Source organism: Thauera sp. 27, assembly GCF_000310125.2.
Lineage (GTDB): Bacteria > Pseudomonadota > Gammaproteobacteria > Burkholderiales > Rhodocyclaceae > Thauera > Thauera mechernichensis.
In genome coordinates this window covers 40,767-55,746 of the sequence record NZ_AMXB01000033.1, presented here as the reverse complement: position 1 = coordinate 55,746, position 14,980 = coordinate 40,767, and the positions used below count along the sequence as shown (strand labels likewise).

Genomic DNA, 14,980 nt, shown 5'->3' with positions numbered 1-14,980 from the left:
CGCGCCAGGCCGGCGCCGGCGACTGCGCGCGCGCCGACGCCGCGGCCAGCTGAGCATCCGGCTGCCGATCGCCCCCTGCCGGAGGGCGTGCGCCTGTCCAAGGTGATGGCCGAGCGCGGGCTGTGCTCGCGACGCGAGGCCGACGAGTACATCGAGCGCGGTTGGGTCTTCGTCGAAGGCAAGCGTGTGTCCGAACTCGGCGTGCGCATCGACCCCGATGCCCGTGTCACGCTCGCGCCCGAGGCCACGCGCAGCCAGCAGCAGCGCGTCACCATCCTGCTGCACAAGCCGGTGGGCTATGTGTCCGGCCAGCCCGAGCCGGGCTATGCGCCCGCGGTGAGCCTGATCGGTGCCGACAACCAGTTCGACCGCGACACGGCGCAGCGCTTCCACCCCAGCCACCTCAAGCAGCTCGCGCCTGCGGGGCGGCTGGACATCGACTCCACCGGCCTGCTGGTGCTGACCCAGGATGGCCGCATCGCCCGCCAGCTCATCGGTGAGGACTCCAAGGTCGACAAGGAGTACCTGGTACGGGTCGAAGGCCGCATCATCGACGGCGGCCTGGCCTTGCTCAACCATGGCCTCATGCTCGACGACCGTCCGCTGCGCCCCGCCAAGGTCGAGTGGATCAACGACGACCAGCTGCGCTTCGTGCTCAACGAAGGCCGCAAACGCCAGATCCGCCGCATGTGCGAACTTGTGGGCCTGAAGGTCGTTGGTCTCAAGCGCGTGCGTATCGGCCGCGTCAAGCTCGGCGATCTGCCACTCGGGCAGTGGCGTTTCCTGCGCGCGGACGAGGGGTTCTGAGCGCTACCCAGGGCTGCGCTCAGTCTCCATGGCGGGGTGCAGAGGCCTGAGCGCGTTCGCGCGCGACGTCGGCGGCGAGTTCGTCGCCCAGCGGCCCGGTCTTCGGGGTCATTCCGGAGCGGTGGGCAGCGCGCGCCATGGCGTGCGCGGCGAGCGGTGCGGTGGCGAGCACGATGACCAGGGCGAACACTGCCGCCAGCGCAAAGGCGCCGCTGGTGGCTGCCGCGACGCCGCCGAGGATGAGCGCGGCGCCGAGCGCGCCCGCCTTGCTCGCAGCGTGCATGCGGGTGTAGCTGTCGGGCAGGCGCAATACGCCAATGGCGCCGATCAGGCCGATCAGGGCACCCAGCAACAGCAGGGCAGACGATAGCCAGGCGAGGAATCCGTTGCTCATGGCTTGTCCTCCATCGGTTGCGGGCTGAGCGCGGCGGGTTCGTCCGGCGGCGGGCGGTCTACCCAGGTCACCTTTTCGTCCGCACCGCGGCCGCGGCGGCGGAACATCAGGATGAAGGCCGTGGTGCCGAGGAATGACACCAGCGCCAGCACCACGGCGCCATCGAGCAGCATCGGTTCCGCGGTCGCCAGCGCCAGCAGGGCAATGACGCCGATCCCGAGCAAGGTCAGCGCATCGATCGAGACCACGCGGTCGGTTGCGTGCGGGCCGCGGATCAGGCGCACGAGCACGAGAACCGCGCTGATGCCCTGGAGTGCGAAGGTGAGGGGCAGTACCCAGCTGGCGCCGGCGATTTCGCTGATCATGCCTGTCCTCCATCGGTGGCCTTGGGGGCGGGCGGCTCGCCGCCATCGATCCAGGCAAGCAGCCGGCGCTCGATCTCGCGCACGCCGGACTCCACTGCGTCGGCGTCCCGGGCGTCGATGGCGTGGATGTACAGCAGGCCCGATTCGGGCGCGTAGTCGAGGGCGAGGGTGCCCGGTGTGAGCGTCAGCAGACAGCCGAGCAGGGTGGCGACGCGATCGTCCCGGCGCGCCAGGCGCAGCTTGATCACCGCAGGTTGTGGCCGCACGCTGCGGCCGAGCACGATGCGGGCGACGTCGATGCTGGCCTTGAAGATCTCGGCGGCAAACCAGAACGCGAAGCGCGTGCCGTGTTCGAGCCGGCACACGTAGCGGCGAAGGCCGAGCAGGTCGCTCGCCAGGCGCAGCCCGATGTGGATCACCACAAAGGCGGCCAGCACGCCGAGCGGGCTGAGAACACCGACGAAGGCCGCGAGGCCCACCGCAAGCAGAATATGCAAGCCCAACATGTTCATCGCCCTCCGGCCGCGACCACGGCCTGGATGTAGGCCTGCGGTGCGGCGAGTTGGTCGGCCGCGGCGACCGCGTAGTCCATCACCGGGCCGGCACCAAGGCCGATCGCCACGGTCATCGCAGCCAGCGCGCTCACGGCCCACAGCGCCGGGCGCAGGCCGGCCGCGCTGCGTGCGCTGATACCGCCCGCGGGGTGGGGCTTGAGGAAGGCCTCGTTCCAGATCTTGCTCATCGACAGCAGCGTGAAGATGCCGGTGACCAGGGCCACCGCGGCGGCGATCCAGGCACTCGCATCGAGGCTGGCCTTGACCAGCACGAACTTGGCCCAGAACCCGGACAGCGGCGGGATGCCCGCAAGCGACAGGGCAGGGATGGCGAACAGGATCGCCAGCCAGGGCGCATGGGCGTACAGACCGCCCATTGCGGCCAGGCGCTCCGAGCCCGTAAGGCGGGCGGCGATGCCGCCGATGAAGAACAGGTTTGCCTTCACGACGATGTGGTGGATGAGGTAGAACACGGCGCCGGCGAGCGCGAGCGGCGTGGCCAGCGCCAGGCCCAGGATCATGTAGCCGACCTGGCTTACGATGTGAAAGGACAGGATGCGCCGTACCTCGACCTGGGCCGCGGCGCCGAGCACGCCGATGAGCATGGTCGCGCACGCCACCCACAGCAGCACGTCGTGGGCGATGCCCGCGTCCGGCCAGAACAGGGTGACGATGCGGATCAGCGCATACACCCCCACCTTGGTGAGCAGGCCGGCGAACAGTGCGGAGATCGGCGTCCACGCGACGTGGTAGGACGCCGGCAGCCAGCCGAACACCGGGAACAGCGCCGCCTTGATCGAGAACGCGGTGAGCATCAGTACGATCGCCGCATTGGCCGTGGCCGGCACCTCGCCGGCGGCGAAGGCCTGCGCCAGCAAAGCCATGTTGAGGCTGCCGCTGGCGCCGTAAAGCATGCCGGCGGCGAGCAGGAACATCATCGTTGCGACCAGGTTGAGCACCACGTACACCACGGTGCCGGACAGCCGGCGCTTGCCGCCACCCAGCACCAGCAGGGCGAACGAGCCCACCAGCAGCACCTCGAACCAGACGTAGAGATTGAACACGTCGCCCGTGATGAAGGCGCCGCACACGCCGACCAGCAGGCCGTGCACCAGTGGGTGGAAGCCGCGGCTGCGCGCCGGGTCGTCGTCGCGCGCCAGCGCGAACACCACGGTGGCGAGGCCGATGATGCCTGTGATCGCCACCATGGCGGCGGAGAGGCGGTCGATCACCACGCTGATGCCGTAGGGTGCCGCCCAGCTGCCGGCCTGGCTGGCGAGGATGCGCCCCTCCGCGGCGAATACCACCAGCGCCAGGCCGACCGCGGCCAGGGCGGCAGCGCCGGCAAGGCTGAAGAAGGTCGCAAGGCGGCCGTGGCGACGTGCGAGCAGGGTCAGGACCAGGGTGGCGAGCGGGATCAGGATGGGAGCGATGATGAGGGCGTTCATGCCTTGCCCTCCGTTTCCGCTGCCCTTGCGGGCGTGGCGTGGCCGTCCGCGACGGGCTTGGGCGCCAGATCCGGTGCCGGCTCCTCGGCCACCGCCGTGATGCGATCGGTCTCGACGTTGTCGTGCAGCTCCCAGCTGCGCTTGAGTACGGCGAGTGCGAACACGAAGAGGGCGAAGCCGATGACGATTGCGGTCAGCACGAGCGCCTGGGGCAGCGGGTTGGCTGCCAGCGCGGGGGCGCCGCTCTCGCCCACGAAGGCGGCGGCGCGGCCATCGAGGCGGCCGGAGACGAACACGGCGAGGTTTACCCCGTTGCCAAGCACGATGACGCCGAGCACGACGCGCAGCAGGCCGCGGTCAAGCATCATCCAGATGCCGATGGCGACGAGCAGTCCGACGGTGATGGAGGCGATGATTTCCATGGTTCAGTCCTCGCGCTCGAGCAGTCGGAACAGCATCAGCAGTACGCCGCCCAGCACGGTGAAGAAGACGCCGACATCGAACAGCAGGGGGGTCCCCAGCGGCAGCCCGCCGGGGAACAGCCAGCCACCGGTGAGGAAGGCCTGGCCCTGCAGCAGGCCGATCACACCCGCTGATGCAGCCAGGGCGAGGCCGACGGCGAGGACGGTGGTCGGCGGTACGCGCAGCACGGCGCGCGCGCGGTTGACGCCAAAAGCCAGTGCCAGCAGCACCGCCGAGGTCGCCGCCACCAGCCCGCCGATGAAGCCGCCACCGGGCAGGTTGTGCCCGCGCCACAGCAGCATCAGCGAAATGAGCGCGAGCAGCGCGGACAGCGGGCGGATGCCGTGGCGCAGCAGCACCGAGCCGAAGTCCGAACTGCCTTCGGCCGCGACCTTGCCGGGTTTGCCGCTGCCGAGCAGGGGAGCGGCCGCGAGTGCGGCCAGCCCGACGACCAGGATCTCGCCCAGGGTGTCCAGGGCGCGGAAATCGACCAGGATCACGTTCACCACGTTGGCGCCGTGGCCGCCCGGCAGGCTGTTGTCCAGGTACCAGCGCGCGATGTCGCCCGGCAAGGGCTGGCTGACGGTCATCAGCATCATCGCGCTCACGACCAGCCCGATCGCGCCGGCGATGAGGGCATGAAAGCGTTTGGCTGCCGGTTTGCGCGAGCCGACCATCCGCGTTGGCGGCAGGTTGCGCAGCACCAGGGCCAGAAAGATGACGGTCAGCGTCTCCACCATCAGCTGCGTGATGGCCACGTCGGGCGCGCGTGCGGCGAGGAAGAACAGCGCCAGCCCGAGACCGCTCGCACCCAGGGTCGCGATCAGGGCCACGCGGCCCGGCATTACCGCAGCGGCGGCGGCACCGGCAACCGCAAGCACGCAGCCGACCAGGGCGGCGAGATTGACCGGGTTGGTGACCTCGGGCCAGGCCAGGTCTTCTCCGGTGGAGGCGAAGACCCCTATGAGGGCGAAACCGACGATCGCGACCACCAGCGCGCTGATGTGCTGGCGCAGCGAACCATGCTGGAAGCGGTCGGCCACCCCGCCTGCAAACAGGAAGACGCGCTTGAGCAGGCGGTCCCAGATCATGTCGCCGCTGGTGCGCCACAGCACACGCCACAGCGACAGGCGCCGCCGCACGCGGGTCCGCCGCAGGTAGAAGAACACACCCAGGGCAACCGTGAGCAGGCTGGCCACCAGAGCCGGCGTGATTCCGCCCCACAGGTAGAGGTTGACCGGCACGGCGGTGCCGGACACCGCCTGCACGGCGGCGTCGATCAGCCAGACCTCGGCGAGGTTGTTGAAGGCGCCGAATACGAAGCCACCCACGGCCAGCAGCATGGGGCCGATCCACATCGGCAGGCTCACCTCGTGTGGCTTGTGCGGATAGCGGCCTTCCTTGCCGAGGAAGGCGCGCACGAACACGAGACCGGCAGCGGTGAGCAGCAAGGCATTGGTGAGGATCATCACCAGGGTGGTGACCCAGCCCGCCATGCCGAGCTCGATGAGGCCGGCGTACTTGAACTCCTTGGCAATGAAGCCGAAGAACGGTGGCAGGCCGGCGTTGGAGAACGCCGCCAGTGCCACGGCAAAGCCGGTGAGCGGCATGTAGCGCAGCAGGCCGCCGAGCCTGGAGATCTGGCGTGTGCCGGTCGCGTGGTCGATCGAGCCCACCGCCATGAACAGCGCTGCCTTGTAGAAGGCATGCGCGACCAGGTAGATCGCGAAGGCTTGCAGGCCATAGGGGGTATTGGTGCCGAGCAGCATGGTGAGCTGGCCGAGCACGGTGACCGTGGTGTAGGCCAGTACGCGCTTGAGGTCGGTCTGGCGGATCGCCAGTACGGCGCCGACCAGCGCGGTGGTGGCGCCGACAGTGATCAGGATCGTGCTCCAGCTCATCGAGCCGCTGAGCGATGGGTTCAGGCGTGCGAGCAGGTACACGCCCGCCTTGACCATGGTCGCCGAGTGCAGGTAGGCCGACACCGGTGTGGGTGCGGCCATCGCGTTTGGCAGCCAGAGGTGGAAAGGCACCTGGGCCGACTTGGTGAAGGCGCCGAGCAGCACCAGGGCGAGGATGGCGGGGTAGAGTGCATGATCGGCGATCAGCGCGGGAGAGAGGCCCGAGAACTGCCAGCTGCCGCCGACATTGCCGAGCAGGATCAGGCCGGCGAGCAGGGCCAGGCCGCCGCCGCCGGTGATGAGCAGGGCCTGCAGCGCCGAGCGCCGAGACTCCGCCTGGTCGTGCTGGAAGCTGATGAGCAGGAAGGAGGTGACGCTGGTCAGCTCCCAGAACACGAACATCACGATCAGGTCGTCCGCAAGCACCAGGCCGAGCATGGCGGCCATGAAGCCCAGCAGGTAGGCGTAGAAGCGGCCAAGGTGGTGATGGTCGGACAGGTAGGCGCCGGCATACAGCACGATCAGCGTGCCAATGCCGCTGATCAGCAGGGCGAACAGCAGCGACAGCCCGTCCAGGCGGAAGGCGAGTTCGATGCCGAGCGCGCCGACCCAGGTCACGCTCTGCGTGATAACGCCGCCCTGTGCGACCTCGGGCACCAGCGTGACGAAATAGGCAAACACCGAAAGCGGCGCGAGCGCGAGGATCCAGCCCGCGCGATCGTCCAGCGGACGGGTCAGCAATGGCGCGGCCAGCATCGCCAACGCGATCAGTCCGATGCTGGTCAGCACGCCTTCACCCGCTTCATGCACATGTTCGTCATCTCCCTTCGAGGCTGCCGTCGGCACCATGGCGCGCGGCACATTATCGTTCTATGCGGGAGAAACTGACTATGCGCGTCAGCCCGGGGTTCCTCAATGTCGTCAAAAAGCGAACGGCTGGCGCCTTGTCAGGGCACCAGCCGTCGTCCTCGGGCGCGGAGTCCCGGCGCCAAGTCGGGCGTGCTCGTCGCGTTCGCCGCGACGCTTGGTGCAGGCCGCAGCGCTTGAACTGCGGCGTCAGTGCGCGGCCTTGCGTGAAGTCCTGCGCATGCGCGCATCGAGTTCGGGGTGGGCCTCGTACAGGCCGCTCACCTTGGCAAAGCATCCCTGCAGCGGACACTTGCGCCCTGGCGGGCATTCATGCTCGACTGCGCATTCCATCTGGGTTTCATCCAGCACTACCATGGTACGGGCGGCTTCGCAGCGGGCGATGGGGGCATCCAGCGTGCACATGATCATCTCCTCGTGTCGTTCTTTTGCGATGACTGAAGTCCATTCGTTGTGCGGCGTGAAATATTTCACGTCACGCTTGATTTCAATCTAGCCGATGTGCGCTGCCGCGCTGCTCGATCTGCCAGGAGTTTGACAAAAATCAAGCACCTGCGGCCTCGTCACCAGGCGTGCTATTCCGCCCGCAGCGCGTCGACGGCGTTCATGCCCGCAGCGCGCCGCGCTGGCAGGACGCCGGCGAGCAGGCCGACCATCATCGCGAGCGCCTGGGCGATGACAACGAAATGCCATGGGGTGCTGACCGGCATCGCCGGCAACAGCAGGCCGATGCCCTGAGCGAGTCCGATGCCGGCGGCCAGGCCGAGCAGGCCGCCCAGGCTTGCCAGCACCACCGCTTCGCCGAGGAAGATTGCGAGGATGGTGCGTCGGCGTGCGCCGAGGGCGACGAGCAGGCCGATCTCGTTGGTGCGCTCGCTGACGGCAATCGTCATGATGGTGACGATACCGACGCCGCCCACCACCAGCGAGATGCCGCCGAGTGCGCCGACCGCGGCGGTCAGGATGGCGAGGATGTTCGACAAGGTGGCGAGCATGTCCTCCTGCGTGATGATGGTGAAGTCCTCGCGGCCGTGGCGGGCGCTCATCAGCGTGCGTACGCTCTCGGCCACCTGTGCGGCCGGTACCGTGGGCGCATAGGTGAGCGCGATCTCCATCACGCCGTCGCGGCGGAACAAGGCCAGGCCGCGCGCCACCGGGATGTAGGCGGCGTCGTCCAGGTCAACGCCGAGGAACTGACCCTTTTCCTCCATGATGCCGACGACGCGGAAGCGCTCGTCACCGATCTGCACGCGTTCGCCGAGTGCGTTGCCGACGCCGAAGAGCTCCCGTTTCAGCTTTGCGCCCAGCACGACGAAGGCGCGCGCGCTGCTTGCTTCGTCTGGCGGCAGGAACTGGCCGATGCGCACGCGGATCGAGTACACCTCCTGCATCTGCGGTCCGACACCGAGCACCATCGTGCGTCGCACACGCCCCTGGGCACGGACCTCGGCGTTGCCGCTCACAGAGGCGCTGACCTGGCGCACATGGGGCAGCTGTGCAAGCGCTGCCGCATCGTCAAGGGTGAGGTCGCGCGCGGTGGAGGGCAGCCCGGGGGGGCCGCCGCGCGCGCCTTGGCGGCCAGGCGTGATGCTGAGCACATTGGTGCCGAACTGGCTGAACTCGGCGAGCACGAAGCGGTGCAGGCCCTCGCCGATCGACGTCAGCAGGATCACCGCGGCGATGCCCACGGCGATGCCGAGCAGGGTCAGGAAGCTGCGCAGCCGGTGCGCGGTGAGCGCGCGCAGGGCGAGGTGGAGACTGTCCTGCCAGCGCATGCTGTGTCAGCGCCTGGCCAGGGCTTGTACCGGATCGAGCGCGGCGGCGCGGCGCGCGGGCAGCACGCCGAAGGCGATGCCGGTGCCGAGTGCGGTACCAAGCGCGGCGATCACCGCCCAGTCGGGCGGCCAGGCAGGCAGCATGGGCCAGGTCAGGCGCACGCCCCAGGCGCCGAGGTGGCCGAGCGCGAAGCCGGTGAGCGCGCCCGCGACCGACAGCAGCGCGGCCTCGGTGAGGAAAGCGGCACGGATGCTCGCGGTGCTGGCGCCGAGTGCCTTGAGCAGGCCGATCTCGGCGGTGCGCTGGGTGACCGCCACCAGCATCACGTTCATCACCAGGATGCCGGCTACGGCGAGACTGATCGCGGCGATGCCGGCGACGCCCAGTGTGAGTGCGCCGAGGATGCGGTCGAAGGTGCCGAGCACGGCGTCCTGGGTGATCACGGTGACGTCGAGTTCGCCGTCGCGGCGTGCGCGCAGCAACTCCTCGAGCTGGCGCTGGGCGGCGGGCAGGGCATCGCGCTGGGTGGTCTCGACCAGGATGCGGAATAGGCCATTGGTGTTGAACATGGCTTGCGCCGTGGCCACTGGTACCAGCACCAGTTCGTCGGTCGTCATGCCCAGGCCCTGGCCGCCCGGAGCGAGCGTACCGATGACGCGCAGCCGGGTGTCGCCGACCCGAATCATGCGGCCGACCGCCGGTTCGTGGCCGAACAGTTCGGCGCGGATGGCGTCGCCGAGCACCGCCAGCGCACTGGCGCGCTCAAAGTCCTCGCGGGGCAGGAAGCTGCCGTGTGCCATGCGCATGCCGCGCAGTTCGAGAAAATCGGTGCTGGTGCCGACCACCATCACCTCGCGCAGCCGGCCAGCGGCTGCAACCTCGGTGTTGCCCACCGTGATCGGTGCTACGCGCTGCACCAGTGGCAGGCGCAACAGGGCTGCGGCGTCGGCATTGGTTAGTTCGCGCGGGGTGCTGGTGACGAAGCTGCCCGGATTGACGCCGCCGGTCTCGGTGCGCCCAGGCAGCACGATCAGCAGCTGTGCGCCGAGCGCAGCGAATTCGCCCACCACATAGCGGCGCGCGCCGTCGCCGAGCGCGGTCAGCACCACGACTGCGGCGACGCCGATCGACATCGCCAGCGTCATCAGCGCGGTCCGCAGCGGGTAGGCGGTGGCGGCGCGGGTGGCGAAGCGCAGGGTGTCGGTCGGGCTCATGCGGGCAGCTCGTGCCGGCGCAGATCCTGGGCGATGGCACCGTCCTCCATGCGCAGCCAGCGATGGGCGCGCTCGCCCATCGCTGGGTCATGGGTGACCACGATCAGCGTGGTGCCCGCAGTGTTGAGCGCCTCGAGCAGGGCGGTGACCTCGTGACCGGTGCTGCGGTCAAGGTTGCCGGTGGGTTCGTCGGCCAGCAGGACGGCCGGGCGCATGATGGTGGCGCGGGCGATCGCCACGCGCTGGCGCTGACCACCGGAGAGTTCCTCCGGTCGGTGGTGGGCGCGGCCTTCGAGGCCGAAGTCCTTCAGCGCCTGCGCGATGCGCGCACTACGCTCGGTGGCCGCCAGGCCGGCCAGCATCAGCGGCAAGCCGATGTTTTCCGCTGCCGTCAGCCGTGGCACGAGGTGAAAACTCTGGAACACGAAGCCGATGCGTGCGCTGCGCACGGCCGCCTGTTCGTCCGCCGACAGCGTCGTGACGTCGCGACCTTCCAGGTGGTAATTGCCGCCGTCGGGGCGGTCGAGCAGGCCGAGCAGGTTGAGCAGGGTGGACTTTCCAGAACCGGAGGGGCCCATCACCGAGACGTAGTCGCCGGCCTCGATGCGCAGGCTCACGTCGCGCAGCGCATGCACCTCGCTGTCACCGAGCCTGAAGATGCGATTTATGCCGTCGAGTTCGATCTGGGCCATGGCCGTGCGTACGTCTCGGCTGTGCTGCATGTGTGCTCAGGGCGCAGCCTGAAGGGTCACCTTCGCGCCCGCAGACACGCCGTCGCGCTCCAGCGAAGTCACGATACGCTCGCCTGCGGCCAGTCCGGACAGGACCTCGGTGAACGCCCAGTTCGCCACCCCGGTCTCGAGTTCGCGCTCGATCAGGGTGTCGCCCTCGACGACCAGCACCCGCCTGCCTTCGCGCAGCGCGCTGGTGGGGATGCGCAGCGTGTCGGCGCGGGTGGCGAGCACGATCTCGACGTCGGTGCTGTAACCCACGAGCATGCCGCGCGCCTCCTCGGGACGCACGAAGTCCACGTCGACCGCCACGGTGCGGGCCTGGCGCTCGACCGCGGTGATGTAGGGTGCGACGCGCTTGACCCGGCCTTCGAACACGGTGCCGGGCATGGCTTCGAGCGTGATCCGAACCGGCAGGCCGGGCTGGATTCTGGGCGCGTCGATCTCGTCCATCGGTGCCTTCACGTAGAGGCAGGAATCGTCGATGAGGTCGATCGCCGGCGGTGTCGGCACACCGGGGGGCGAGGGCGTGGAGTATTCGCCCAGCTCGCCGCTGATCTTGGCCACCGTGCCGGCGAAGGGCGCGGTGAGCACCAGGCGCTGGCGCTCGGTTTCGGTGGCGGCGAGCTGGGCCTCGGCGGTGGCGATGTCGGCACGGGCGGTGTCGCAGGCGGCGCGGCGTGCGCGCGCCTCGGTGCGCGCACGCTCCTCGACGCTGGCGGAAACAAAACCACGCCGCACCAGCTGCGCCTGGCGTGCCGCCTCGCGCTCGGCGTTGTCGGCCAGGGTGCAGGCTTCGTGCACGCGCTGGCGGGCGGTTGCGAGTTGGGCCCGATTGACCGCCGCGCGTGCATCGAGGTCGCCGTGCCACAGGCGCATCAGCACCTGCCCGGCTTCCACCCGGTCGCCCTCTTCCACCCCCAGCCAGTCGATGCGGCCGCCCACGATGGTGGCCAGCCGTGTGCGCTGGCAGGCCTCTATCTCGCCCGCACGGGTATTGGTCAGCGTGGCCTCGACCGTGCCGCGGGCGACCTCATGCACCACCACCTCGACCGGTTTCGGTCTGGTGAGCCACCAGATCCCTGCGCCTGCCAGCGCGGCGAGGAGTGCGAGGAGAAGAAGACGGCGCAGGGCTTTCATCGAGCGTGGACGTTCAGAGCTCGTCGAAGAAGTCGGAGTCGAGGCGTTTCAACTCGATCCTGCGCTTCACCGACACGCCGACCTTGTGTTCGACCGCGAGCCGGGCGAACTCCTCGCCATCGATCAGGGGACGAATGAGTTCGTGATACTTGGGTACCGTCATGGAGATCCCACGGAGCCATTCTTGGCGTTACTCAGAATCGCTTCAGCCCACTCGAGCAGCGCCAGTGTTTCCAATCGGGTGCGTTCCCGGTTCAGGGAAAAGCTTTGATCCAGTCCCGTGTCGTATCGGGCCGCAACTCCGAAGGGGGTAAGCCTCTCGAGGAATATGTCCTGGTCGGGAGGCTGAATTCCGTTCTGCTTTAGCAGAGCGAGCAGCATCGCGATGTTGTGCGTCCTCGGAAAGAGGACGTTCGCATTTGCGAGAACGGCTTTGGTACCTTTTTCTGCCGTCTGCTGGGCGTGGAATCCGATGACCCAGTCCGGTGCTGCGGGATCCTGCGCCAAACGGTCGACCACATAGGCATCGTCCCGCGCCCTGCGCAGCAATCCGAGCGCGGGTTCACCGGGGGAATGCATGGACCCGTCCTTCGCGAGTGGCGCGCCAAGCGAGGGTGTTCGGCTGGGTGCACTCCTGCTCGAACGCTTCATCGCTCATCACGACCACGTCGGCCGGGATCAATTGACGACCGAGCAGGGAGGCGAGGCGGGCCATCTCGTCGAAACGGTTGCGCACCTCCGGCTCCACTACGAGCAGGTCGAGGTCGCTGTCATCGCGAGCCTCCCCGCGTGCTTGCGAACCGAACACGATCACGCGGCTGCCGGGTGGCAGGTGGCCGCGCAGGCAGTCGAGCGAGGCTGCGATTGGGTCGGTCGTTCGGGCTGAGATGGCCATGCTCGCTCTCCTTTGGCTGGGGCTTACTTCCCGCCCTTCGCCCACGAATCCTTCAGCGTCACCGTGCGATTGAAGACCGGTGCGCCGGGCCTGGAGTCCACCCGGTCGGCCACGAAGTAGCCGTGGCGTTCGAACTGGAAGCGCTCTTCCGGTTGTGCATCCTTGAGCGCGGGCTCCAGGTAGGCGGTGATGATGCGCTTGCTGTCCGGGTTGATGTCGTCTAAGAAGCTGCGCTCGGCGTCGGGCGCGTCGCCCTCGCGGCGCTGGCCGGGATGGGGGTGGGCGAACAGGCGGTCGTAGATGCGCACCTCTGCCTCGTAGCCGTGCGCGACCGACACCCAGTGCAGGTTGCCCTTGACCTTGTAGTTGTCGGCGCCGGGCGTGCCGGACTTGGAGTCGGGCATGTACTCGGCGAGCACGGCGGTGATGTTGCCGGCGGCGTCCTTCTCGCAGCCAATGCACTTGACGACGAAGCCGTAGCGCAGGCGCACCATGTTGCCGGGGTACAGACGGTGGAAGCCCTTGACCGGCTCTTCCATGAAGTCCTCGCGCTCGATCCACAGCTCACGGCCGAAGGGCATGTCACGCTTGCCGAGCTCGGGCTTGAGCGGGTGGTTCGGCGCCTGGCACAGTTCGGAGGCGCCTTCGGCGTAGTTCGTGATGACCAGCTTGAGCGGATCGAGTACGGCGACGCGACGCTCGGCGGCTTCGTTGAGGTCGTCGCGCATGCATTCCTCCAGCACGCTCATGTCGATCCACGAGTCCGCCTTGGATACGCCGATACGCTCTGCAAAGCGACGGAAGCCGGTAGCGGTGAAGCCGCGGCGGCGGGCGCCGATGAGCGTGGGCAGGCGTGGGTCGTCCCAGCCGTCGACATGGCCTTCATTGACGAGCTGGATCAGCTTGCGCTTGGAGAGCACCACGTAGGTCAGGTTCAGGCGGGCGAACTCGATCTGCTGCGGCAGCGGGCGCGGGAACTGGCCCGCAGCGGCGAGCGCGTCGAGCAGCCAGTCGTAGAACGGGCGCTGGTCCTCGAATTCGAGTGTGCACACCGAGTGGGTGATGCTCTCGATTGCGTCTTCGATCGGGTGGGCGAAGGTGTACATCGGGTAGATGCACCAGGCGTCGCCCGTGCGGTGGTGTGCGGCATGGCGGATACGGTAGATCGCCGGGTCGCGCAGGTTGATGTTGGGGCTCGCCATGTCGATCTTCGCTCGCAGGATGTGCGTGCCTTCGGCGAATTCACCTGCGCGCATGCGCGCGAACAGCTCGATGTTTTCCTCGACGCTGCGGTTGCGGTACGGGCTGTCCTTGCCCGGCTCGGTCAGCGTGCCGCGGTTGGCACGCATCTCCTCGGCTGACTGCGAATCCACATAGGCCTTGCCGGCCCTGATCAGGCTGAGCGCACAGTCGTGCATGCGATCGAAATAGTCGGATGCGAAATACAGATGCTCGCCCCACTCGAAGCCGAGCCACTTCACCGCCTCGATGATGGCGTCGACGTATTCCTGCTCTTCCTTTTCGGGGTTGGTGTCGTCGAAGCGCATGTGGCAGGCACCGCCATAGGACTCGGCGAGGCCGAAGTTCAGGCAGATCGACTTGGCGTGGCCGTAATGCAGGTAGCCGTTGGGCTCGGGCGGGAAGCGCGTTTCGACGCGGCCGCCCCATTTCCCCGTGCGGATGTCCTCGTCGATGATGTTGCGGATGAAGTTGGAAACGACGGGGGCTTCGGTGGCGGAGTTTTTTTCGGGTTTCATCTGTTGAGCGTTCTGGTGAGGGCGCTGCGGCACGGGCCGTGCTTGCCAGGGTGCGATAACCCGCCAATTGTAGCCGATCCGCCCCGCCGGCTCGGATGCTGCACCGCCGCGGTTAGAATCTGCATGTGAGCCTGATGCCTCGGGGCGCGTATGTGCGAACGCTTGACGATGGAGCGGTGGGAATGAATCTTGCGGCATTTGCGGCGGTAGGGGTGGGCGCGGCGTGCGGCGCCTGGCTGCGCTGGGGGCTCGGGCTGTGGCTGAACCCGGTGTTCGCCTTGGTGCCGCTCGGCACTCTGGCGGCCAACCTGGTCGGCGGCCTGCTGATGGGCGTGGCGCTGGCTGCGGTGCAGGCCTGGCCGGCAATGTCGCCCGCCCTGAAGTTGCTGCTGACGACGGGGCTGTTGGGTGGCCTGACGACCTTTTCGACCTTCTCGGCCGAGGCATTCCACCTGCTGCAGCGCGGAGCGCTGGGCTGGCTGGGCGTGCATCTGCTGACCCATGTCCTGGGCTCCCTGCTGATGACCTGGGCAGGGTTTGCGCTGTTCAATGCGGTGACGCGGGGGGGGTGAGCGCTCCTGGGGCAGGCGTGTTCGCGAGTCGGATCTTCAGATTCATGACTTTGTGCTTTAATGTAACGAGTCTTGATATGCTGCGCGCTGGTGTGGA

General features: G+C 68.1%; 17 protein-coding genes. 2 read left to right on the top strand and 15 right to left on the bottom strand.

What is annotated here, in order from left to right; all coding sequences use genetic code 11:
* Positions 1-807: pseudouridine synthase (locus B447_RS16505; protein ID WP_002942925.1), on the top strand; the 807-nt coding region annotated here is incomplete at its 5' end.
* 19 nt (positions 808-826) lie between these two features.
* On the opposite strand, the gene mnhG is transcribed toward B447_RS16505, so the two are convergent.
* From mnhG to B447_RS16430, 15 genes are all read right to left on the bottom strand, one after another.
* Positions 827-1,201 carry a monovalent cation/H(+) antiporter subunit G gene (mnhG, locus tag B447_RS16500; RefSeq protein ID WP_002942922.1) on the bottom strand — a complete coding sequence of 125 codons (375 nt, stop codon included), beginning with the start codon at positions 1,199-1,201 and terminating at the stop codon, positions 827-829.
* Positions 1,198-1,566, bottom strand: a complete 369-nt coding sequence (locus tag B447_RS16495) for a monovalent cation/H+ antiporter complex subunit F (protein ID WP_002932674.1) — start codon at positions 1,564-1,566, stop codon at positions 1,198-1,200. The genes mnhG and B447_RS16495 overlap by 4 nt, the downstream gene beginning before the upstream one ends.
* Entirely contained in the window at positions 1,563-2,072 is a 510-nt protein-coding gene (locus B447_RS16490) for a Na+/H+ antiporter subunit E (protein ID WP_232431659.1), read from the bottom strand. Before B447_RS16490 ends, B447_RS16495 begins: the two co-directional genes overlap by 4 nt.
* 2 nt (positions 2,073-2,074) lie before the next feature.
* Entirely contained in the window at positions 2,075-3,568 is a 1,494-nt protein-coding gene (locus B447_RS16485; RefSeq protein WP_002942917.1) for a proton-conducting transporter transmembrane domain-containing protein, read from the bottom strand.
* A complete protein-coding gene (locus tag B447_RS16480) occupies positions 3,565-3,990 on the bottom strand; it encodes a Na+/H+ antiporter subunit C (RefSeq protein WP_002932681.1) in 426 nt (141 codons plus the stop codon). Before B447_RS16480 ends, B447_RS16485 begins: the two co-directional genes overlap by 4 nt.
* A 3-nt stretch (positions 3,991-3,993) precedes the next feature.
* Positions 3,994-6,780 carry a hydrogen gas-evolving membrane-bound hydrogenase subunit E gene (gene mbhE / locus B447_RS16475; RefSeq protein WP_002942915.1) on the bottom strand — a complete coding sequence of 929 codons (2,787 nt, stop codon included), beginning with the start codon at positions 6,778-6,780 and terminating at the stop codon, positions 3,994-3,996.
* Positions 6,781-6,987: 207 nt separating this feature from the next.
* On the bottom strand, positions 6,988-7,203 hold the full coding sequence (locus B447_RS16470) for a hypothetical protein (protein WP_002942911.1): 216 nt from the start codon (positions 7,201-7,203) through the stop codon (positions 6,988-6,990).
* A gap of 170 nt (positions 7,204-7,373) precedes the next feature.
* Positions 7,374-8,573: an ABC transporter permease gene (locus tag B447_RS16465; RefSeq protein WP_002942910.1), complete on the bottom strand. Its 1,200-nt coding sequence runs from the start codon at positions 8,571-8,573 to the stop codon at positions 7,374-7,376.
* Positions 8,574-8,579: 6 nt separating this feature from the next.
* Positions 8,580-9,788: an ABC transporter permease gene (locus B447_RS16460; RefSeq protein WP_002942908.1), complete on the bottom strand. Its 1,209-nt coding sequence runs from the start codon at positions 9,786-9,788 to the stop codon at positions 8,580-8,582.
* The gene (locus B447_RS16455; RefSeq protein ID WP_002942904.1) at positions 9,785-10,480 is read right to left on the bottom strand and encodes an ABC transporter ATP-binding protein; all 696 of its coding nucleotides are present in this window, start codon (positions 10,478-10,480) and stop codon (positions 9,785-9,787) included. The genes B447_RS16460 and B447_RS16455 overlap by 4 nt, the downstream gene beginning before the upstream one ends.
* A 36-nt stretch (positions 10,481-10,516) precedes the next feature.
* Positions 10,517-11,659, bottom strand: coding sequence for an efflux RND transporter periplasmic adaptor subunit (locus tag B447_RS16450; protein WP_002942900.1), 1,143 nt, complete (start codon positions 11,657-11,659; stop codon positions 10,517-10,519).
* 13 nt (positions 11,660-11,672) lie between these two features.
* Positions 11,673-11,822 (bottom strand): hypothetical protein, encoded by a 150-nt coding sequence (locus tag B447_RS16445; protein ID WP_002942897.1) that lies wholly within the window; start codon positions 11,820-11,822, stop codon positions 11,673-11,675.
* Positions 11,819-12,238, bottom strand: a complete 420-nt coding sequence (locus B447_RS16440) for a HEPN domain-containing protein (RefSeq protein WP_002942895.1) — start codon at positions 12,236-12,238, stop codon at positions 11,819-11,821. The genes B447_RS16445 and B447_RS16440 overlap by 4 nt, the downstream gene beginning before the upstream one ends.
* Positions 12,222-12,554, bottom strand: a complete 333-nt coding sequence (locus tag B447_RS16435) for a nucleotidyltransferase domain-containing protein (protein WP_002942892.1) — start codon at positions 12,552-12,554, stop codon at positions 12,222-12,224. Before B447_RS16435 ends, B447_RS16440 begins: the two co-directional genes overlap by 17 nt.
* Before the next feature lie 23 nt (positions 12,555-12,577).
* Positions 12,578-14,311 carry a glutamine--tRNA ligase/YqeY domain fusion protein gene (locus B447_RS16430; RefSeq protein ID WP_002942886.1) on the bottom strand — a complete coding sequence of 578 codons (1,734 nt, stop codon included), beginning with the start codon at positions 14,309-14,311 and terminating at the stop codon, positions 12,578-12,580.
* 182 nt (positions 14,312-14,493) lie between these two features.
* On the opposite strand from B447_RS16430, the gene crcB reads away from it, so the two are divergent.
* Positions 14,494-14,883, top strand: a complete 390-nt coding sequence (gene crcB / locus B447_RS16425) for a fluoride efflux transporter CrcB (RefSeq protein ID WP_002942884.1) — start codon at positions 14,494-14,496, stop codon at positions 14,881-14,883.
* The last annotated feature ends 97 nt before the right edge of the window (positions 14,884-14,980 follow it).